Origin of the sequence: Microbacterium sp. A84, assembly GCF_051842815.1 — a bacterium.
In the GTDB taxonomy this organism is placed as follows: domain Bacteria; phylum Actinomycetota; class Actinomycetes; order Actinomycetales; family Microbacteriaceae; genus Microbacterium.
Window position 1 is genome coordinate 54,410 of sequence record NZ_JBPXMS010000005.1, and the last position, 18,210, is coordinate 72,619.

Annotated in this window: 19 protein-coding genes; 8 read left to right on the top strand and 11 right to left on the bottom strand. The window is 64.9% G+C overall.

The window, feature by feature from the left end:
* Nucleotides 1-29 precede the first annotated feature (29 nt).
* Nucleotides 30-1,001, top strand: a complete 972-nt coding sequence (locus ACSU04_RS17100; RefSeq protein ID WP_439290405.1) for a hypothetical protein — start codon at nt 30-32, stop codon at nt 999-1,001.
* An 81-nt stretch (nt 1,002-1,082) separates the two neighbouring features.
* On the opposite strand, the gene ACSU04_RS17105 is transcribed toward ACSU04_RS17100, so the two are convergent.
* Genes ACSU04_RS17105 through ACSU04_RS17115 form a run of 3 tightly spaced genes read right to left on the bottom strand, consistent with a single transcriptional unit; the run spans nt 1,083 to nt 3,739 of the window.
* Nucleotides 1,083-2,045, bottom strand: a complete 963-nt coding sequence (locus ACSU04_RS17105) for a Clp protease N-terminal domain-containing protein (protein ID WP_439290406.1) — start codon at nt 2,043-2,045, stop codon at nt 1,083-1,085.
* Nucleotides 2,042-2,287 carry a helix-turn-helix domain-containing protein gene (locus tag ACSU04_RS17110; RefSeq protein ID WP_439290407.1) on the bottom strand — a complete coding sequence of 82 codons (246 nt, stop codon included), beginning with the start codon at nt 2,285-2,287 and terminating at the stop codon, nt 2,042-2,044. The genes ACSU04_RS17105 and ACSU04_RS17110 overlap by 4 nt, the downstream gene beginning before the upstream one ends.
* A gap of 45 nt (nt 2,288-2,332) precedes the next feature.
* Nucleotides 2,333-3,739 carry a PLP-dependent aminotransferase family protein gene (locus tag ACSU04_RS17115; RefSeq protein ID WP_439290408.1) on the bottom strand — a complete coding sequence of 469 codons (1,407 nt, stop codon included), beginning with the start codon at nt 3,737-3,739 and terminating at the stop codon, nt 2,333-2,335.
* Between ACSU04_RS17115 and ACSU04_RS17120 the strand changes: the two genes are divergently transcribed.
* Both ACSU04_RS17120 and rarD read left to right on the top strand, forming a co-directional pair.
* Nucleotides 3,738-4,667 carry a DMT family transporter gene (locus tag ACSU04_RS17120; protein WP_439290409.1) on the top strand — a complete coding sequence of 310 codons (930 nt, stop codon included), beginning with the start codon at nt 3,738-3,740 and terminating at the stop codon, nt 4,665-4,667. The two genes, ACSU04_RS17115 and ACSU04_RS17120, sit on opposite strands and share 2 nt — an antisense overlap.
* Before the next feature lie 13 nt (nt 4,668-4,680).
* On the top strand, nt 4,681-5,640 hold the full coding sequence (gene rarD / locus ACSU04_RS17125; protein WP_439290410.1) for an EamA family transporter RarD: 960 nt from the start codon (nt 4,681-4,683) through the stop codon (nt 5,638-5,640).
* Between the two features lie 102 nt (nt 5,641-5,742).
* On the opposite strand, the gene ACSU04_RS17130 is transcribed toward rarD, so the two are convergent.
* From ACSU04_RS17130 to ACSU04_RS17140, 3 genes are read right to left on the bottom strand one after another with little or no spacing between them, the layout of a single operon-like run.
* On the bottom strand, nt 5,743-6,435 hold the full coding sequence (locus ACSU04_RS17130) for an aspartate/glutamate racemase family protein (RefSeq protein WP_439290411.1): 693 nt from the start codon (nt 6,433-6,435) through the stop codon (nt 5,743-5,745).
* 16 nt (nt 6,436-6,451) lie between these two features.
* On the bottom strand, nt 6,452-7,057 hold the full coding sequence (locus ACSU04_RS17135; protein WP_439290412.1) for a response regulator: 606 nt from the start codon (nt 7,055-7,057) through the stop codon (nt 6,452-6,454).
* Complete coding sequence (locus ACSU04_RS17140; RefSeq protein ID WP_439290413.1) at nt 7,054-8,298, bottom strand: sensor histidine kinase; 1,245 nt, start codon at nt 8,296-8,298, stop codon at nt 7,054-7,056. The genes ACSU04_RS17135 and ACSU04_RS17140 overlap by 4 nt, the downstream gene beginning before the upstream one ends.
* Nucleotides 8,299-8,445: 147 nt before the next feature.
* Here ACSU04_RS17140 and ACSU04_RS17145 point away from each other — a divergent pair, with 147 nt between their 5' ends.
* A complete protein-coding gene (locus tag ACSU04_RS17145; RefSeq protein ID WP_439290414.1) occupies nt 8,446-9,000 on the top strand; it encodes a small multidrug efflux protein in 555 nt (184 codons plus the stop codon).
* 78 nt (nt 9,001-9,078) lie between these two features.
* Here ACSU04_RS17145 and ACSU04_RS17150 read toward each other — a convergent pair whose 3' ends face one another.
* Both ACSU04_RS17150 and ACSU04_RS17155 read right to left on the bottom strand, forming a co-directional pair.
* Nucleotides 9,079-9,252 carry a CsbD family protein gene (locus ACSU04_RS17150; protein ID WP_439283641.1) on the bottom strand — a complete coding sequence of 58 codons (174 nt, stop codon included), beginning with the start codon at nt 9,250-9,252 and terminating at the stop codon, nt 9,079-9,081.
* Nucleotides 9,253-9,366: 114 nt separating this feature from the next.
* Nucleotides 9,367-9,858 (bottom strand): hypothetical protein, encoded by a 492-nt coding sequence (locus ACSU04_RS17155; RefSeq protein ID WP_439290415.1) that lies wholly within the window; start codon nt 9,856-9,858, stop codon nt 9,367-9,369.
* Nucleotides 9,859-9,953: 95 nt separating this feature from the next.
* Here ACSU04_RS17155 and ACSU04_RS17160 point away from each other — a divergent pair, with 95 nt between their 5' ends.
* The 3 genes from ACSU04_RS17160 (at nt 9,954) to ACSU04_RS17170 (ending at nt 14,848) form a co-directional block, all read left to right on the top strand.
* Nucleotides 9,954-12,002 (top strand): MMPL family transporter, encoded by a 2,049-nt coding sequence (locus ACSU04_RS17160; RefSeq protein WP_439290416.1) that lies wholly within the window; start codon nt 9,954-9,956, stop codon nt 12,000-12,002.
* 564 nt (nt 12,003-12,566) lie between these two features.
* A complete protein-coding gene (locus tag ACSU04_RS17165) occupies nt 12,567-14,504 on the top strand; it encodes an AMP-binding protein (RefSeq protein WP_439290417.1) in 1,938 nt (645 codons plus the stop codon).
* Nucleotides 14,505-14,641: 137 nt separating this feature from the next.
* On the top strand, nt 14,642-14,848 hold the full coding sequence (locus tag ACSU04_RS17170) for a cold-shock protein (protein WP_439283423.1): 207 nt from the start codon (nt 14,642-14,644) through the stop codon (nt 14,846-14,848).
* Between the two features lie 69 nt (nt 14,849-14,917).
* Here ACSU04_RS17170 and ACSU04_RS17175 read toward each other — a convergent pair whose 3' ends face one another.
* Entirely contained in the window at nt 14,918-15,610 is a 693-nt protein-coding gene (locus ACSU04_RS17175) for an HAD hydrolase-like protein (protein WP_439283425.1), read from the bottom strand.
* Nucleotides 15,611-15,788: 178 nt separating this feature from the next.
* On the opposite strand from ACSU04_RS17175, the gene ACSU04_RS17180 reads away from it, so the two are divergent.
* Nucleotides 15,789-16,067 carry a response regulator gene (locus ACSU04_RS17180; RefSeq protein WP_439283643.1) on the top strand — a complete coding sequence of 93 codons (279 nt, stop codon included), beginning with the start codon at nt 15,789-15,791 and terminating at the stop codon, nt 16,065-16,067.
* A gap of 6 nt (nt 16,068-16,073) precedes the next feature.
* Here ACSU04_RS17180 and nucS read toward each other — a convergent pair whose 3' ends face one another.
* A complete protein-coding gene (nucS, locus tag ACSU04_RS17185) occupies nt 16,074-16,769 on the bottom strand; it encodes an endonuclease NucS (protein WP_439283427.1) in 696 nt (231 codons plus the stop codon).
* A gap of 96 nt (nt 16,770-16,865) precedes the next feature.
* A complete protein-coding gene (locus ACSU04_RS17190; RefSeq protein ID WP_439290418.1) occupies nt 16,866-18,200 on the bottom strand; it encodes a serine hydrolase domain-containing protein in 1,335 nt (444 codons plus the stop codon).
* Nucleotides 18,201-18,210: the final 10 nt, after the last annotated feature.

An 18,210-nucleotide genomic window follows, 5' to 3' on the forward strand; every position in this document is an offset into this window, starting at 1 on the left:
TCGGGCGCACACCGTGAAAGGAAGCTGCCGTGCGAACGCTACGCGCTCGTTATCGCACACCTCTCCTGAAGGAGGAGTTCCGCATCACTGATCCGTCTGACGGAGCGAGCAATGCGGGCCTCGGAGAATATCTGCGCAGCGCGAACTTTGAAATAACGGAATTGGGGCGGGAGTTGGCCCTCGACGCACGCCTCGCTCACTATGCGCAGACCACGTTGGCGATGGTCACGACGCCTCGTGTGAGGGTTCGCTGGAAACGCGACGAAGCATCGAAAGCGCGCACCCTTCTCCTGTTCGCGCGCAAGGGCAAGCTGTCGGTGTCGACACAGGGACCCGTTGTCCGACGCGGGGATAACGCCATCATGCTCTTGCCGAGTGACCGTCCGGCTGAGATTTCGGTCACGGGACCACAGAGCGAACTGATGTACATCAGCGCTGGGGCCGGAGTTGTGCCGCCACTCGCCCTTAATCTGTCGAACGACGTGCAAGGAACAGCTCTCCCCTGGCACCGGATCGCGCCGCTCTACGCTTTCGTGCACGCCGTGTGCGCCTCGCCGCCGCCCGCGGAGGATGAGCCGGATGCTCTTGCGGCCTGTTCGGAGGCGATCGTCGAATCCTGCGCACGAACGATCATCGGAGACATCTCTGCGCAGGGGAGTGTCGTTCTTCAGGTCCGAGCCTTCATCGCCGAATATCACACCAATCCGAACCTGACGCTGCCTTCTATCAGCGGTCGTTTCGGCATCGCAACCCGGACGCTGCAGGCAGCTTTCTCGACACAGGGCTCCACCGTGCGTCGGGAACTGCGACAGGCACGCACGCGCACGGCGCAGGGGCTGCGTCGAACCCACTCTCAGCTTTCCCAGGCGCAGGTTGCACGTCTGTCTGGTTTTACATCACTTTCCGCCATGTACCGTTCACTTCACGCAGAATCCGACGCTGCGGTGGCCGCCACCGATAATTTGGGCATGACGCCGCCAGGCGTCAGCTCAACCCGATGAGCAGCTTCCCTCCCCAGGGTAGGGGGCGGGTACCGAAGTTGGTGCTCGCCCCGTTCGGATTCTGACCTTCGCGCCAGTTGATCAGCGGAACACCCGACTGATCGCGCCGCCGGTCTGGAACAGTTGCAGCCACACGAAGAAGCGCTGCAGCGAGCGCAGCAGAAATCCGACAATGCGGCGCCAGCCGCCCTGGCGCTGCCAGGATGACGTGAGAGTGACTTGCGTGCCGCCTGCAGCGGGCGAGAGCTCGATCGCCAGTGTTCGCGTAATCGCCTGAGGGGCGTCGCGGAACTCGATCAGCCAGACCACCGATGTCGGCTCCAGGGCCACCGCCCGCGTGACCCGTCGCCGCCGAAACGACTCCTTGATCTTGGCAGGCTTGCCATCGGGGTACTCGGTGCGTGAATGGACGATCCAGGTGTCCGCGGTCTCCGCCTCGACGGTTCCCGATTGCGGTTCCCACTCCGGCATCCGCTCAGCATCTGAGACGAGTGCCCACACTTCCGCGATCGCAGCGGGGACAAAAGTCTCGAATCGTCCCTGCACCATGTTCTTTGACGACGTCGGATGCTCGGGAATTCGTTCGGCATCATCGAGGCGTTCGGTCACAGCGGCTGGTGTCGTCCCTACTCGTTGAAGGATGCCCGCGATCAGCCCGCTCGGTTCCGTCAGCAGCCCGCGCAGAATCGCGGCTGCATCTCCTGTGCGCCGGCCCTCGCCGGCACGGGACATGATTCCCAGCGCTCGCTCACTCCATTCGTACCCTTCGGTCTCATGGAATGTAATGCGACCCGGCTCATCCTGCGCGATCGAGACGCCGAGCGACCGTAACTGCGCGGCGTGCTGTTCTCGTGTGGCGTCGCGCGCAGCATCCAGAGTGATGCCCAGCCCTCGCAATACCTGACCTGCTTTCTGCTCGCTGAGCACCAGCGCGAGCAGAAGATGTTCGATGTCGGCCTCACGACGACCCTCGCGGGATGCCTCTTCCATGGCAGTGGCGCTCAGCGTCTGCATGGTCGCGGCGGCGGTAAGGAAGCGGCTCATGAGGTCCTCCTCGGGACGGGGATGGTCGGATCGACGCGTTTGGCGTATTTCTTGTGTACGGCCTGCCGGCTCACACCGAGCGCATCGGCGATCTCCTGCCAGCTCATGCCCGCCCGCAGCGCGGCCTCGACCTGCTTGAGTTCGAGGGTGTCGGCGAGCACGCGCAGCGATGACACCGCGCGTAGACCTGCCCGGGGATCGCTGAGGTCGGCGGCGACGGCCGCGATGGCTGTTGACTCCATGTTGTCAACTTACGTTGCTTATGCGGATGCTGTCAACTTGGGTTGCTAGTGCCTCGCCAGCACCTGGCCGATGATGTGCGCGGCCTCGGGAAACGCGCCGGGATTCGGTCCGGAGTAGTTCAGGCGCAGGTACCGGCCAGTCGGTTCGGCGGGGAACCAGTCGTCGCCTGCCGCGAGGATGACTCCGCTGACTTCGCATTCGCGCGCGAACCGTACGAGATCGGTCTCATCGGGTAGTTGCAGCCAGAGATTCAGGCCGCCGGCGGGCACGGACTCCAGGTGCGCGGTAGGCGCATGCTCCCGCAGCGAGTCGACAAGCAGATCACGGCGTGCGGCCAATTGCTGCCGTAGCGACTTCACATGTGTGCGCCAGGCGGGCTGGGTGACGACATCGAGTGCGGCGGTCTGGAGTACTCCACTGACATACATCGCCTGCGACTGCGTGTCGGCGAGGATGCGGTCATGCGCAGGTCCGCGCGCGATCAGGCCTGCAACGCGGATCGCCGGTGAGACGCTCTTGGTCAGTGAACGCAGGTACACAACGTGTCCGCTGTCATCGCGGGCCGCCAGCGGTGCGGCTGTGGTGGTGATGCCGAAGTCGTGCGCCCAGTCGTCCTCGATGAGGAATGCACCTCGTTCGCGCACGATCCGCAGTATTGAGTCGGCGAGGTCAGGAGACCACTGCGCCCCGTTCGGGTTCGCGAAGTTCGGCTGGGCGTAGAAGGCACGCGCACCGGTCTGGGCGAATGCCCGATCAATCTCATCGGGGTCTGGGCCGTGGGGTCCGCTGGGGATCGGGACGAGCTGCACTCCCACCTGGGCGGCCGCGAGAATCGCGCCCCAGTAGCTCGGTGACTCGATCAGCATGGGTCTGCCGGCTCCGACGAGTGTGCGAAAGAGGGTACTCAGGCCGCTCTGGCTCCCCGGCAGAATCACCACATCGCTCGCGGTCGGAGGTGTGAGTCCCGCCGGCGTGTGCGCGCCGAGCTCGGATGCGAACCAGGCCTGCAGCTCGGGCAGACCCGCGGCGGGAGTCCTGCTCATCACTGCATCCTCGCGCGCAGCCCTGGTGAGCGCAGCGCGCACAAGTCGTTCGGGGAGCAGTTCTCTGTCCGGGTAACCGGAGTGCAAGGCGATCACATCGTTGGGCGTCGCGCGCAGTGCGGCTGAGGCGTGCGGCATGCGATTCTGAGGTGAACCGAGCGCCGCGGTCTGCCAGCCATAATCGTGCGGGCGCGCCACGCGGATGCTGCGCACGAAGGTGCCCACGCCGGGCCGGGTCTCCACCAGCCCCTGTCCGATCAGGGTCTGTAATGCCTTCTGTACGGTGACCGGACTGGCCTCGAATTCAGCGACCAGCGCACGCGTCGACGGCAGCTGCGCTCCCGCAGGTGCGTTCGACACCCACTCGCGGAGTCGCTGCGCGATTCGCTCACTGCTACTGTCGGACATGAAGCAACATAGTAGCGCTACTCTGCAAATCTCGCCTCCGATATCGAGCGCGCGCGCCGGGCTCTGGTGGGGCCTGCTCGGAATTACCGCCTTCTCGTTCACCGTGCCGTTCACCCGCCTCGCAGTCGAAGGCGGTCATATGTCGCCGCTGTTCGTCGGCGCCGGGCGCGCGGTCGTTGCCGCCCTGCTCGCCATCGCCGCACTTCGCCTCACCCGTCAGCGGATGCCGCAGGGCACCCAGTGGTTTCGACTGGCGATTGTCGCCGGCGGCGTTGTCCTCGGATTCCCCCTGCTGACCTCGTACGCTCTCACCACGGCATCGGCCAGTCACAGCGCAGTTGTCATCGCCCTGCTGCCCGCCGCGACCGCGGTGATGACAGTGCTGCGCGGCAAAGAGCGACCCAGCCGGTCATTCTGGATCGCCGCCGCACTCGGTGCGGTCGCCGCCATCGGGTTCGCCCTGGTCCAGAGCAGTGACATCGTAGGGCTGAGCTGGTCAGACCTACTGCTGTTCGCTGCCGTCATCGCGTGCGCGATCGGATACGCCGAGGGCGGTCTCCTTTCCCGTGAGCTGGGATCGTGGCAGACGATTTCCTGGGCCCTTGTCGTCGCTTCACCCCTGACGCTGATTCTCACCGGCCTCGCGATCATTCAGCATCCGCCGACCGGAGGGGTGATCGAATGGGGCGCATTCGGGTATCTCGCCGTCGTGAGCATGTTCTTCGGGTTTTTCGCCTGGTATCGGGGGCTGGCGATCGGTCCGATGGCGCAGGTCAGTCAGGTGCAGCTCGCGCAGCCGGTGATGACCATCTGCTGGGCGGCGCTGCTGCTCGGCGAGCAGATCGGGTGGCCCACCATCCTCGGTGGCGCCGCGGTCATCGCCTGCGCCCTGCTCGCCGTGCGAGCCAGAGTTCTCAGGCGACGATGAGCGCGCAGTAGATTTGCAGCACACCTCCCCTCACCACACGGAGTGCCTCATCATTCGTTCTGTTCTCTCCCAGGCTGCCGGTCGCGGCATCGCGGCATCGCTTCTGGCATCCGTGCTGTTCGGCGTGATCAGCGTGCTGGGCGGCCATCTCGACGGCTTCGCGCCGGCGGAGACGACGGCGTGGCGTGTGCTGTTCATCCTGATCCCGCTCCTCGCGGTGCACGCGTCCTCGAGGGCGCGCACCGCACTGAAAGCCGTGACCGTGCGTATCACGCGCAGCCCGAAGCTGCTGCTGATCGTTCTCGTCAACAGCGCGATCATATGGGTGCAGTTGTGGGTGTTCATGTGGGGGCCCGCCAACGGGCACGCGCAGGACATCGCCTTTGGCTACTTCCTGCTGCCGCTGGCGATGGTCGTCGTGGGGCGCGTGTTCTTCCGGGACCGGCTGAACAGGATGCAGTGGTCCGCTGTGGCGGCCGCGTGCGTAGGCGTGCTCGCGCAGTTCCTGATCGCCGGGGGCGTGAACTGGCCGGTCGCCATCATCGCCGGCCTCTACCCGATCTACTTCGCTCTTCGCCGCTGGACGGGTCTCGATTCGATGCAGGTATTCCTGATCGAGATCATCGTGCTCATCGTGCCGGCGGTCGTCGTGATCGTCGTCTCCTACGCGTCCGATCCCGCGCGGACAATTCCGGATACCTGGCCGTTGATGTTGCTGATGGCATCGCTCAGTGGCGTGGCGATGACCCTCTACATCCTTGCCTCGCGCCTGCTGCCGCTTTCGCTGTTCGGCCTGTTGTCATATCTCGAGCCGGTGCTGCTGCTCGGCGCAGCGCTTCTTCTGGGCGAATCGTTCACGGTGAACGATGCGTTCGTCTACATCCCCATCGTCATCGCGCTCGCGCTGCTCGGGATGAGCGGGCGTCGTTACCGTGGCAGATCGCGCATCCATCTGGAAGAGCCGCCGCTCTGACTTCGCATCACAGGTCAAGTCGGGCGAACGGGATGCCGCGCACGCCGCGGCGTCGGTGGCGCATCGGGCGCCACATCGATCCGAAGAGTCCGAACACCGCCGTCAGTCCCCCAGTGCGGCGGTGAGCGCGGCGTCGACGTGAAGCGAGGTCGTGGGATAGACCGGCACTGCCGCATCGTCGGAGCCGATGAGCAACTCGATCTCTGTACAGCCCAAAATGATCCCCTCGGCACCGCGATCGACGAGGTCTTCCATGACGCGTTGATAGCGCTGCCGAGATTCCTCCCGGACGACGCCGTGCACGAGTTCGTCGTAGATCACGTCGTGCACCACCCGTCGCCCTTCTGCGTCGGGGACGATCGTGCGGATGCCGTGAGCACCGAGTCGATCCGCGTAGAACGGCCGCTCCATGGTGAAAGCCGTGCCAAGCAACCCGACGGTTCGCACACCGGTGGGGTGGATCGCCTCGGCCGTGACGTCGACGATGTGCAGGAACGGGATGCTGACGGCATCCTGTATCCGTTCTGCCACGAGATGCATGGTGTTGGTGCACAGCACCAGCAACTCGGCTCCCGCGTCTTCGAGGGCTCGGGCGCGCCCGGCGAGCAGCTGTGCGGCGGCATCCCAGTCGTCTCGCGCCTGCATCGCCTCGATGTCCGCGAAGTCCAGCGAATCCAGCAGAATTCGGGCGGAATGGTGCCCGCCCAGACGCTCCCTGACGCGCTCGTTCGCGAGGCGATACCACTCCAGCGACGACTCCCAGCTCATCCCGCCGAGCACTCCGATCGTCTTCATGGCATTACCTTTCGAGTCAGATCCAGCCACGCTCTTCGGCCCTCAGAACCGCCTGCTGGCGAGTGGCGACGTGGAGCTTCGCGAGCACCGCCGAGATGTGATTGCGCACGGTGCCCGGTGCGAGTAACAGTGAGCGCGCGATCTGCCCGGTCGTCTCACCACGTCGCCCTGCGCGCAGCACGTCGAGCTCGCGATCGGTGAGCGGGCTTCGCTCATCACTCAGAGCATCGGCGGCGACCTCTGGGTCGACATAGCGCCCGCCGGCAGCGACCCGACGGATCACCTCCGCCACCTCATTCGCACCGCGAGACTTCGGCAGGAAGCCGGCGACTCCGGATGCCAGCGCTCGCCGCAGGACGCCAGGACGCGCATGCCGCGTCACCACTACGCAGCGCGTCGCCGGCAGTGTGCGGCGCAGCCGCTCGGCCACCTCGACACCGTCGAGCCCAGGCATATCCAGATCGAGCAGGCAGATGTCGGGCTGCAGCCTCTCGGCCATGACGACCGCCTGCTCGCCATCGGCACACTCTGCGACCACGTCGATGTCGTCCTCGAGCCGCAGCAGCGCCGCCAGGGCGGAGCGAATCATCGCCTCATCGTCGGCAATCAGCACGCGGATCATCGCTGCTCCCCCGGATCAGTCACATCGGCCACTGCATCGACCACTGCTGGCACGCTCACGACGACAGTGAACTCATTCTTGCCTCGCTGCACATCGACGGACCCGCCGACTTCTGCGGTGCGGCGGCTGATGCCGTCCAGCCCGGATCCATCGTCGCTCGCGGAGGTGTCGGATGCTGCGTCGTTCGAGATCTCGTAGCGCCAGGACTCCGCCTGCCGCACGAGTGAAAGACGCGCCCAATGTCCCCCGCCATGGCGGAGGACGTTCGTCGTCGTCTCACGGATCACGGGCCCCAGAACGGATGCCGGTGCACGATCTGCATCCTCATCCACGCGCGCTTCCGCTGCCGTACCCGCCGCCCGCAGCAGATCGACGGCGTTGGCGATCTCATCCCGCAGCGGTACAGAGCGGAAGCGCAGGGCGAGGTCGCGCGTGCCCTGTTGGGCTTCGGCCACGCTGGCTCTCGCCGCGCGCAGCTGCTCCAGCGCAGCATCCGTGTCTTTCGTCATCAGGCGCTCCGCGAGTTCGAGCTGAAGCGCGACCACCTGCAGGTGGTGTCCCTGCAGGTCGTGCACGTCCGTCGCCACCCGCAGACGTTCCTGGGTTGCGGCGAGGCGACTCTCGGAGGCTCGTGCCCGGTCGAGCCGGGCCAGCACATCCCACCACCACAACGAGGCGACGGTCATCGCGGGAAGAATGACGGAGAAGGAGACGAGTGGCCCCCAGCCCGACGCCGCGGTCCCGACGTCTGTCGCATTCGCGTCGATCACGGCGAGTGCGACGAGCAGGCCAGTTGCGGCGAGCAATGCCCGAACCCGAACGCCTGACTGCCAGTTGAGAAGCATGAGCGACTGCAGCAGCGGCAAAGCACCGACGATCCACAATCCGCAGACCGCGCCGGCCGTCACTCCATATGCAGCGGACAACAAAAGTGGCAGCAGCTGCCTGCGCCACCGCACCAGCGGTGCGGAGTCCGTCCGATGCCGGTAATCGATCAGCAGCGCCACCGTCGCTGCAACCCACGCCAGACCGCCGAGGCCGACTCCAGCGATCGCGACGGGCGATTGGGCTGGGGAGGAGGCGACGACGAGGAGCGTGGCAAGCACGATCCCCAGTTCGAAGAAGAGGAGGGCCGCGACCGTGTACCACCAGGTGGCCGACACACCGCGTGCGAGCCGCAGCGAGCCGCGCTCGGCCACAGCCGATGAACCGGCCGGCACCGGGGTGGATTTGCTGCTCATGCCTCCAGCCTACGGGCGTGACACATGTCACCCATCAGCCATGCAAAGCACCCTGCAAGAGGTGACAGAACGACACTTCCCGCAATCGATGAGAAGCGATGGACTGGTTTCACACCGAGATCCGGTGCAGAACGGCAGGAGCAAATCATGAACCTCATCGAGATCTTCCAGAACCTCGTCGGCCAGGTGCCCGAAATCGTACAGCCCCTCATCGTTGTGCTGGCCGGCGCGATCCCCTTTATCGAGGGAGAGGGCGCCGTCTCGATCGGCATCCTCGGTGGAATCAACCCGGTCATCGCGGCGATCGCGGCGATCGCCGGAAACTTCCTCACGGTCGCACTGCTCGTGCTGCTCAGTTCGGGTGCACGCACCGCGGTCGTGAACCGTCGCCGTGCCAGCGTGCTCGCCGGATCAGACGGCAGCGTCGATCTGGATGCCGCAGCCGAGGCGCTTGCGGCCGAAGACGGGAGCGAGCGCAAGACGGCGCGTCGCCAGAAGTTCCTGCGGGCGCTGGAGCGCTACGGTGTTCCCGGTGTGAGCCTGCTTGGCCCGCTGCTGCTGCCGACCCAGTTCACCGCGACCATGCTCGCTGCCGTCGGCGTCGGCAAGGCGCGCATCCTCATCTGGCAGGCCATTGCGATCATCGGCTGGACGACCGTGTTCGCGGTGATCGTCGGCGGCGTCGTCCACGCGGTGAGCTGAGCATCATCGGGCCAGCATCGCTGGGCAGCGCCGCACCGATGGCGCTGCCCAGCCGATCTACTTCTTGAAGGCGTCGACCTACTTCTTGAAGGCGTCTTTGACGTTGTCGCCGGCCTTCTTGAGATCGGCCTTGGCCTGGTCAGTCTTGCCTTCTGCTTCCAGCTTCTCGTTGTCGGTGAGCTTGCCGGCGGCTTCCTTCATGTGACCGGCCATGTCCTCAGCGACGTGCTTCGCCTTGTCTCCAATACCCATTGATCCGTTCCTTTCGTCGGGGATCAGGTGATCCATGCCATCGACTGTCACACGGATCTCGAGGTAGGCCGACGGGGTTGACGTGCGGTGGCGGGGAATGTATTGCGACTACGCCTACGTCGTCGGGGCGGGTTTGCGGTAGGCCTCGCGCATGTGGTCGCTCGTGAGGAAGTCAGCGATGCCGATCATGATCAGGCTGAAGATGATCTGCTCGGTGACCATCCACGCCGGGTACAGGCCAGGAATCGCCGCCATCACCAGTGTGATCACGGGGAAGATCTGTGCGAACAGGCGAAGACGCTGATAGCCCCACCGCCAGCCGAGCTTCGCACGCCATGCAAAGTAGAACAGCGTCACGGTCATGCCGAGCACAACGACCGTGCGCATCCAGACTGCGAAGCCCACTGATTCACCGTTGGTCGCCAGCAGCATGGCCACGACGAGGGCGCCGACGCCGATCACGAGTTCGACGACGAGCAGCCACGTGATCCAGCGGAATGCGCGCGCTGTCTTCGGATGGGTGCGTGCATCTTCGGAGATCATGATTCCGGCCCCGCGGCCGCCGGCGAGTCGATCTACCCGCAGCAGAAAAGTTTCGAGCGACATACCCGGAGCCTATTGCGCTGTTCGTCTGCGGGCGAGTTCGCGGTCTCCACCTTTTGAGCGATGCCATCGAGTGAACTGCTTGGTGAGCTTGAGGCATGACAACTTCTCGCGCGCGCTTCTCCGACCGACTCACCTCGCGGCGCGGTGCATGGATCTCGCTCGGCATCGTCCTGATCGTTTTCACCGCGCTGTTCGGCCTGTTCAGCCGGATCGATGCCCCCTCCGCAAACGAGGCGGCGCCCGCCGACTCGGAATCCTCCCGCGTGAGTGCGCTGCTGGACAAATTTCCGGATGCTGACGAGCAGTCGGTTCTGGTGGTTGCTTCACGGGCGGATGCCACGATCCTGACCGATTCCGACATCGAAGCGCTGAAGGAAGTCGCTCGCGTGCTGGGCGCGCACACCGGCCTGGCGTCGTCCGGTCCGAGCATCAGCGATGACGGAGAGGCAGCGGTGATCGTCACCCCGATCACTGTCGGCGCCGACAACGCCGAGACGGCCACCGTCATCAAGGACCTGCGCGGTTCGATCGCGGGCCTCGCTCCAGACGGCATCATCCTGCAGGTCACTGGCGGGCCGGCCTTCGGCGCCGACATCACCTCCGCGTTCGATGGCGCCGACTTCACGCTGCTGCTGGTGACGATCATCATCGTCGCGCTGCTGCTGATCATCACCTACCGCTCCCCCATCCTCTGGCTGCTGCCGCTGACCGTGGTCGCGTTCGCAGATCAGCTCGCTGGCAAAGTCACTGGCGCCGTCGGTGCATGGCTCGATCTGCAGTTCGACGCCGGCATCATCAGCGTGCTCGTCTTCGGTGCCGGCACCAACTACGCCCTGCTGCTGATCTCCCGGTACCGGGAAGAGCTCGCAGTGAACGAAGACCATCGCCAGGCCCTGAGCGCCGCCTGGCGCAAGACCGTGCCCGCGATCGTGGCATCCAACATCACCGTTGTGCTCGCGATGCTGACGCTCGCGCTCGCAGTGATCCCCGGTACCCGAGGGCTCGGTGTCTCGTCTGCCGTCGGCCTGCTGATCGCGCTCGCCGCAGTGCTGTTCGCGCTTCCGCCGGTGCTGGCTCTGTGCGGCCGGAGGGTTTTCTGGCCCTTCATGCCGAAGCCGTTCACGTCTATGGCCGGAGCAGATACCGCGCGTGACACGATCTGGCACGGCATCGCGACACGGGTCATGCGGCGACCGGTGGTGGGCCTGGTCAGTGGCCTCGCCCTCCTCGCCATCATGGCCACCGGACTCTTTGGGACGTCGATCGGTCTCGATCAGGTTGAGAAGTTCCGCGTGCAATCCGAATCTGCTGCCGGACTCGAGGTGCTTGCCGACCACTTCCCGCCGGGAGAGTCTCAGCCGATCTTCATCGTTGCCGACAGCACGCACGCAGACGAGGTGGTGGCTGCTGTGGCCGATGTCGACGGTGTGCTGCGCGCGCATCCGCTTGGCGAGACCGACGATGGCTCGCTCACCAAGATCATGGTCACCGGTGAATATGCGCCCGGTACGGCCGAGAGCCTTGCGCTCGTGACAGAGCTACGGACGACGGCCCACGGTGTGCCGGACGCCGACGCTCTGGTGGGCGGAGCGATCGCCACGGATCTGGATGCCAGGGCAGGAAATGAGCAGGACCTTCTGCTCATTGCGCCGCTGGTGCTTGCCGTGAGCTTCATCGTGCTTCTCGTGCTGCTGCGATCTGTGCTCGCACCTGTCGTGCTGCTGCTGGTCAACCTGGTCAGCGCCGTCGCAGCGATTGGCGCCGGCGCCTGGCTGAGCAGGGTGCTGTTCGATCAGCCTGCACTTGACCTGCAGGTGCCGCTGCTCTCCTTCCTCTTCCTTGTCGCGCTGGGGATTGACTACACGATCTTCCTCGTGCATCGTGCGCGCGCTGAGGCCGAGACGCTGGGCACGCGAGAAGGCATGGTGCAGGCGGTCACGCACACCGGTGCTGTCATTACCAGCGCGGGGATCGTGCTTGCCGCTGTCTTCGCCGCACTCGGAGTGCTGCCACTGGTCACGCTCGGGCAATTGGGCTTGATCGTCGGGGTCGGAGTGGTAGTGGACACTCTGATCGTGCGCACCGTGGTCGTACCGGCGCTGTTCGGGCTGCTGGGCGAGCGCATCTGGTGGCCGCGCAGGTGATCCCGCAGTTTCGGGAGAGGCGAGGCGCCGGATCAGATCCGTGCTGTGCGTCCCATCTCATCCCGAAACCTGCGATCCCTACGGGATCAGTCCCCGACCTCTGCCGGACTCGACTCCCCGAATACTTCGTGGACGAGTCATGCATCCTCCCCTAATGTGAGGTGCATGCGCACGGGGTTTGACCGTCACCGTCGTCCCCAGCTCAAGCCCGACGATCCGCGCATGCGAGTGGGCCCTCGTGAATAATTCATTCCCCAACGGACTATTCCAGGGGGCCGCTTTCGCGTTATCCTCCCACGTTTTTTCGAATTTGTCCCCCATATGGGGGACAAGAGTAACCATTTAGGGATAGGGTGTTTTCTGACGCACCCTCCGGTCGTCTTTGGCCCTCATCGCTCCCCCCGCGATGAGGGCCGTCCTCTTCTCTGCCGTCGTGCGCCACGATGTGTACATTGCAGGCGATAACTCCCCCCGAAAGTGGGTAGTTTCGGCGATTCCATGTCTCTGTGTATGCACAAGATCCGGGTTGGTGTGTCAGAATCGCCGCACGCGAAGGAGAGTTCGATGATGAACAAAGCAGGCGACATCTACCGCGAGGCCTACCGGAAAAGTGTCGAGGACCCCGAGAAATACTGGCTTGACGCCGCACAAGCGATCGACTGGTACCGCGCACCGAGCCGTGCGTTCGATCCTGACAGTGGTCCCTACGGGCGTTGGTATCCCGATGGTGAGCTGAACACCAGCTACAACGCGCTTGATCGGCATGTGCTGGCTGGGCACGGTGACGACGTCGCTCTCATCTACGACTCCCCCGTCGTCGGCAAGGTGCGCGAGTACAGCTATGAGAATCTGCTCGGCCGAGTCGCACGCTTCGCGCACGTGCTCGCGGATGCCGGAGTCGCGAAGGGGGATCGCGTCATCCTCTATATGCCGATGATCCCGCAGGCAGTCGTCGCGATGCTCGCGTGCGCTCGTCTGGGAGCCGTGCACTCCGTCGTGTTCGGCGGGTTCGCAGCCAAGGAGCTCGCTGTGCGCATCGATGATGCTCGACCCAAGGCGATCATCACCGCATCCGGCGGTATCGAGCCGAGCCGCACCGTGGAGTATCTCCCCACTATCCGCGACGCGCTCGCCCTGGCATCACACACGGTCGAGACGGTCATCGTGAAAGATCGACCCGAGATTCCGGGTTCCGCGGCGGATTTCGAGGGCACCACCGAAGGCACCCGATGGTGGGATTGGGCGAGCAGGTCGATTCCGACCACGCCGTACCCCGCCATCCCGGTGCGGGCGACCGATCCGCTCTATGTTCTCTATACCTCTGGCACGACAGGTACGCCGAAGGGTGTACTTCGTGACAATGGTGGGCACGCGGTCGCGCTCGCATGGTCGATGAAGAACATCTACGACATCGGACGCGGTGACGTCTTCTTCACCGCCAGCGACATCGGATGGGTCGTTGGCCACAGCTATATCGTTTACGCACCTCTGCTCGTCGGCGCGACCACGATCCTCTACGAGGGAAAGCCGGTCGGAACCCCGGATGCGGGCGCGTTCTGGCGGGTGGCAGAGCAGCATGGCGTCAAGGCGCTGTTCACCGCACCGACTGCCTTGCGCGCCATCCGTCGCGTCGACCCGGAAGGCGTGTTCGCGAAGGGACGCGACCTGTCGAAGCTGTGTACCTTCTACCTTGCCGGCGAACGACTCGACACCGATACCCTGCGATGGGCGCAGGAGCTGCTCGGCAAGCCGGTGATCGATCACTGGTGGCAGACCGAGACCGGCTGGTCGATATCAGCGAACCTGCAGGGGCTCGACCCGATGCCGGTCAAGCCAGGATCGCCCTCGGTACCGGTGCCCGGCTATCAGATCGACATCCTCGACGAGCACGGCCGATCGCTGCCGACGGGCGAAGAGGGCAACATCGCGATTCGTCTCCCGTTGCCACCAGGAGCGCTGTCGACGCTGTGGGGTGGTGACGATCGATTCGTATCGTCATACCTCAACGCCTTCCCCGGCCACTACGCGACGGGCGACTCGGGTTACCTCGACGAAGATGGCTACCTGTTCGTGATGGGTCGTGCGGATGACGTCATCAATGTCGCCGGTCACCGGCTGTCGACGGGGACGATGGAGCAGGCGCTGCTGGAGCATCCTGCGCTCGCCGAATGCGCGGTCGTCGGCGCCGCGGATGCGTTGAAAGGCCAGGTTCCGGTGGGTTTCGTCGTGACGAAGGCGAACATCGATCAGGGCGAGGCTGAGCTGGTGCGCGAGCTCGTGCAGCGCGTGCGGGATGACATTGGCGCGGTGGCCGCGTTTCGAGACGTGGTCGTCGTGGCCAGGTTGCCGAAGACGCGGTCGGGCAAGATGCTGCGTAAGACAATTCGCGAGATCGTCGACGGGGTCGAGGATGTGAAGATCCCTCCCACGATCGAGGACATGAGCGTGATTGATGACATCCGGGAAGCCGCTCTGCGATTGAACGCCACCCGCAATCGCTGACGTGCTTCCGCGGCGTATCGCTCGTGCAACATTTGGATTACCTTCTTGCGAGAGCTATTCCACTCAGGCGCTACGCCGATAATGTGGGCTTCGTCGGGGCACCCTGCGTCGACAACATTCCAGCAGAACGGCAGTACATGAGTACCCAAGGCACGGTTAAGTGGTTCAACTCGGAGAAGGGCTTCGGCTTTATCTCCCCCGATGACGGCGGCGCTGACGTCTTCGCGCACTACTCCGCCATTGAAGCAAGCGGCTACCGCTCACTCGACGAGAACCAGCGCGTCGAGTTCGAGGTGGCGCAGGGCCCCAAGGGCCTGCAAGCCGAGAACATTCACCCCATCTAAGGGCGATAACACCGCACTCCCCGCTCCGGCGCGCGTCACCTCGTGCGCTGGCGGGGAGTGTTGTGTTTTCTACGCGGTCAACTGCGCCTGCTTCTGCGGGAGCAACAGCGCTCGCAGTGCCTTCGCGTCCGTGGCGCGGAACGCGGCCGGGTCGCCTTCTGCTGAGTCACCGAATCCCCATTCGGCGAAGATGACGGGGATGCCGAACCGTGCGGCGCCCTCGACATCGTGATGACGATCACCGACGAGCACAGGCTTCGAGGTGTCGGCGCCCGCGGCCTGTAGGCGTTCGAGGGCCCAGCCGACGACGTCGGACTTGCTGTCGCTGCGTCCGATGGTGCCACTGCGCGCGCCCGAGATCGCGGTGAACAGGTCGGTCAGGTCGTTGTGATCGAGAATCGCCCGCACCTGGTTCTCGGGCTTCGTGCTCGCGGTTGCCTGAGGAATGCCGGCCGCTGCCACGGCGCGGATCACGTCAGGGACACCGGGGTAGATATCGACGGATTCCGCGTATCCATCACGCGCCGCGAGCTCGCGGTAGCGACGGAGCGCATCCTCGGCCTGCTCTGGGCTCAGACCCGCGAGGAGCTGGAAAGATTCGTACATCGGTGGACCGACCCAGCGTGACAACGCGGTGGGATCCGGCGCCGGAACATTGAAGGATGCGAGCACCTCGAGGAGTCGAGGGAAGATGCCGGGCGTTGCGTCGGCGATGGTGCCGTCGACATCCCACAGCACGCAGGAATAAGGGGAGTGAGGCATGCTTCCAGCCTAGGCGCGGGTGGTCGTTCCCTCGGACCGATGGCTGACGGGACCTCTTAGTCTGCACCAATTCGATCTCATTGCGGTTATCCACAGAACACGTCTCTGGCGCCGATGGCTATCGGATCCTCGTGACAATCTGAACAACCAGGGAGACAATGGAGGTGTGTTCGTGTCAATGGATGTGGTGACGATGCTCGCGAGTCTCGCGACAATCCTCGTCGCGCTCTTCGGCGGGTTCGCGTGGATGATTCGCCGAATGGACGTCGGATTCGAACGGGTGGACGCGCGGTTCGCGGCGCAGGATGCGCGGATGGATGCGAGGTTCGACCGCGTTGATGACCGATTCGATCGCGTCGAGGATCGACTGGGTCGTGTCGAGCAGGAACTGACAGAGGTGAAGATCGCGATCGCGCGACTGGAGGGTCCCGCGCCGCGTCTCGTCACGACGCGCTGATCGGGCTCAGAACAGGCGCGGCACTCCGGACTCGATGCCCTTCATCTCGTCGTAGTCGAGCACGAGGCAGCGGATGCCTCGGTCCTCGGCCAGGACGCGCGCTTGAGGCTTGATCTCCTGAGCGGCGAAGATGCCGGTGATCGGGGCCAGGTGTGGATCGCGCCCGAGGAGTTCGAGGTAACGCGTGAGCTGCTCGACGCCGTCGATGTCGCCGCGACGCTTGATCTCCACCGCGATGGCGGCACCATTCGCATCCCGCACCATCAGGTCGACCGGACCGATCGCGGTCGGAAATTCGCGCCGTACCAGCGTCGCGCCCTCGCTGATCAGTTCGACCTGCTCGGCGAGCAGACGTTGAAGGTCGGCTTCGACGCCATCCTTCTGCAGTCCGGGGTCGATGCCGAGCTCGTGTGAGGAATCGTGGATGACCTCGTAGATCTGTACGCGCAGCGCATCGCCGGTCTTCTTGTGGGTGACGCGCCACACCTCGACGACGCCTGCGCTGCCTTCGCCCTCTCCTGGCTCCTCGGTGGTGAGGGTGCACGGCGGGCTCATCCAGTTCAGCGGCTTGTAGCTGCCGCCGTCGGAGTGCACCAGAAGACTGCCGTCACCCTTGTGCACGAGCAGACGCGTGGCGAGGGGGAGGTGGGCGTTGAGCCGCCCGGTGTAATCCACGGAGCAGCGGGCAATGACGAGACGCACCCGACGAGCCTACTTCGTCGTCAGTAGATCACGTGACCTGCCGCGTCAGGGACGCCAGACTTACGGAAGAAATATGTCCGCACCTGGTCCCTCCACTCAGCGAGATTCGGCGACCAGCGGCGGCACGAGGAGGGTGGTCAGCGACGCGCGCCACAGCGGTGCGATGTGCCAGCCGATATGGAGGCCATCGCCGTCGCGGGTGACGATGAGCCGGTGCGGTGAGGTTGGCACGACGACGTGAACGAGAACGCTGCCGTCTGCGCGCTGCTCACCACGTGTGACAAGGACAAGCAGCTCGTCGCCGTCGCCTACCACTGTGCGCTGCCAGCCGTCGGCGCGCACCGTGATGACGCCGTAGGGCGTCAGTAGCTCCCACTGGCCGGACTCGGTATCGACGAGCGCCCACCCTGTCGGATCCTCCACGGCAGTGGTGACGGAAAGAGTGGCCCGCGCATCCCAGGAATCAAGCCTGGCGGCACGCGTCGCGAGCGCAGCCGTCGCGGAAGCATCATCGGCGACCGCCGTGTTGTCGATGGCGTCCACCAGTCGCCAGAATGCGTCAAGGACGGCGCCGGTGTCCGTCGTCGCGCCCTGGTAAGCGATGACGATGTTGCGCTCGGGGACCACGAGCACGAACTGGCCGAAGGCCCCGTCGAGGCGGAAGCCGTACCGGCTGCGCCACAGCTGATAGCCGTAGCCGAGCGCCCAGTCGCCGCCGCCTTCATCGGTCGTATCCGACCACGGGTGCGTGGCATCCGCGATGAACGCCTCCGGAATCACCTGGCGTCCACCGAAGCGTCCTTCATCGGCGAGGGCGATTCCGATTCGACTGAGGTCGTCGACGTTCAGGTGCAACCCGGAGAAGCCCTGCTCCAGGTCGTCCAGCTTCATCCACCAGCGGGGTGTGATTCCCAGCGGCTCGAACAGCCGCGGCGTCAGGTACTCGGTCAACGACAGACCGCTCACCGTCGTCACGATGGCGGAGAGTGCGTAGGTGGCGGGGGAGTTGTAAGCGAAGGATGCGCCGGGCGCATGTGCGGCCGGAATCGTCAGCACCGCCTCGATATCGAACGAAAGCTCCAGCGTCTGCTCGCGGCTGTGCCCGGTATTCATCGTAAGGAGGTGGCGCACTGTGATGCCATGCGGATTCGGTGTATCGAGATACCGGTCGACGGGGGCGGAGACATCGACGAGCCCCTCCGCTTCGAGGAATCCGATCGCGAGGGCGGTGAAGGTCTTCGAGACGGAGTAGACCAGGGCAGGCTGATGCATCGCCCATGGCTGCCACGCTCCGCGGAACAGCACGTGACCGCCCCGGATGACGGTGAGCGCGTGTGGATCCAGCCCGGCGTTCTCTAGTGAGTCGATCAGGTGCAGCAGGTCGGCCGAGCGCAGGCCGTGCTGCTCAGGGGACGCGGTGGGCAGGGGCATCGTTGCTCCG

Coding starts and splice junctions, on each gene's coding strand:
- ACSU04_RS17105 (WP_439290406.1), bottom strand. CDS start 2,045: ATGAGCCGCTTCCTTACCGCCGCCGCGACCATGCAGACGCTGAGCGCC.
- ACSU04_RS17110 (WP_439290407.1), bottom strand. CDS start 2,287: ATGGAGTCAACAGCCATCGCGGCCGTCGCCGCCGACCTCAGCGATCCC.
- ACSU04_RS17120 (WP_439290409.1), top strand. CDS start 3,738: ATGAAGCAACATAGTAGCGCTACTCTGCAAATCTCGCCTCCGATATCG.
- ACSU04_RS17115 (WP_439290408.1), bottom strand. CDS start 3,739: ATGTCCGACAGTAGCAGTGAGCGAATCGCGCAGCGACTCCGCGAGTGG.
- ACSU04_RS17130 (WP_439290411.1), bottom strand. CDS start 6,435: ATGAAGACGATCGGAGTGCTCGGCGGGATGAGCTGGGAGTCGTCGCTG.
- ACSU04_RS17135 (WP_439290412.1), bottom strand. CDS start 7,057: ATGATCCGCGTGCTGATTGCCGACGATGAGGCGATGATTCGCTCCGCC.
- ACSU04_RS17140 (WP_439290413.1), bottom strand. CDS start 8,298: ATGAGCAGCAAATCCACCCCGGTGCCGGCCGGTTCATCGGCTGTGGCC.
- ACSU04_RS17145 (WP_439290414.1), top strand. CDS start 8,446: ATGAACCTCATCGAGATCTTCCAGAACCTCGTCGGCCAGGTGCCCGAA.
- ACSU04_RS17150 (WP_439283641.1), bottom strand. CDS start 9,252: ATGGGTATTGGAGACAAGGCGAAGCACGTCGCTGAGGACATGGCCGGT.
- ACSU04_RS17155 (WP_439290415.1), bottom strand. CDS start 9,858: ATGTCGCTCGAAACTTTTCTGCTGCGGGTAGATCGACTCGCCGGCGGC.
- ACSU04_RS17160 (WP_439290416.1), top strand. CDS start 9,954: ATGACAACTTCTCGCGCGCGCTTCTCCGACCGACTCACCTCGCGGCGC.
- ACSU04_RS17165 (WP_439290417.1), top strand. CDS start 12,567: ATGATGAACAAAGCAGGCGACATCTACCGCGAGGCCTACCGGAAAAGT.
- ACSU04_RS17170 (WP_439283423.1), top strand. CDS start 14,642: ATGAGTACCCAAGGCACGGTTAAGTGGTTCAACTCGGAGAAGGGCTTC.
- ACSU04_RS17175 (WP_439283425.1), bottom strand. CDS start 15,610: ATGCCTCACTCCCCTTATTCCTGCGTGCTGTGGGATGTCGACGGCACC.
- ACSU04_RS17180 (WP_439283643.1), top strand. CDS start 15,789: ATGGATGTGGTGACGATGCTCGCGAGTCTCGCGACAATCCTCGTCGCG.
- ACSU04_RS17190 (WP_439290418.1), bottom strand. CDS start 18,200: ATGCCCCTGCCCACCGCGTCCCCTGAGCAGCACGGCCTGCGCTCGGCC.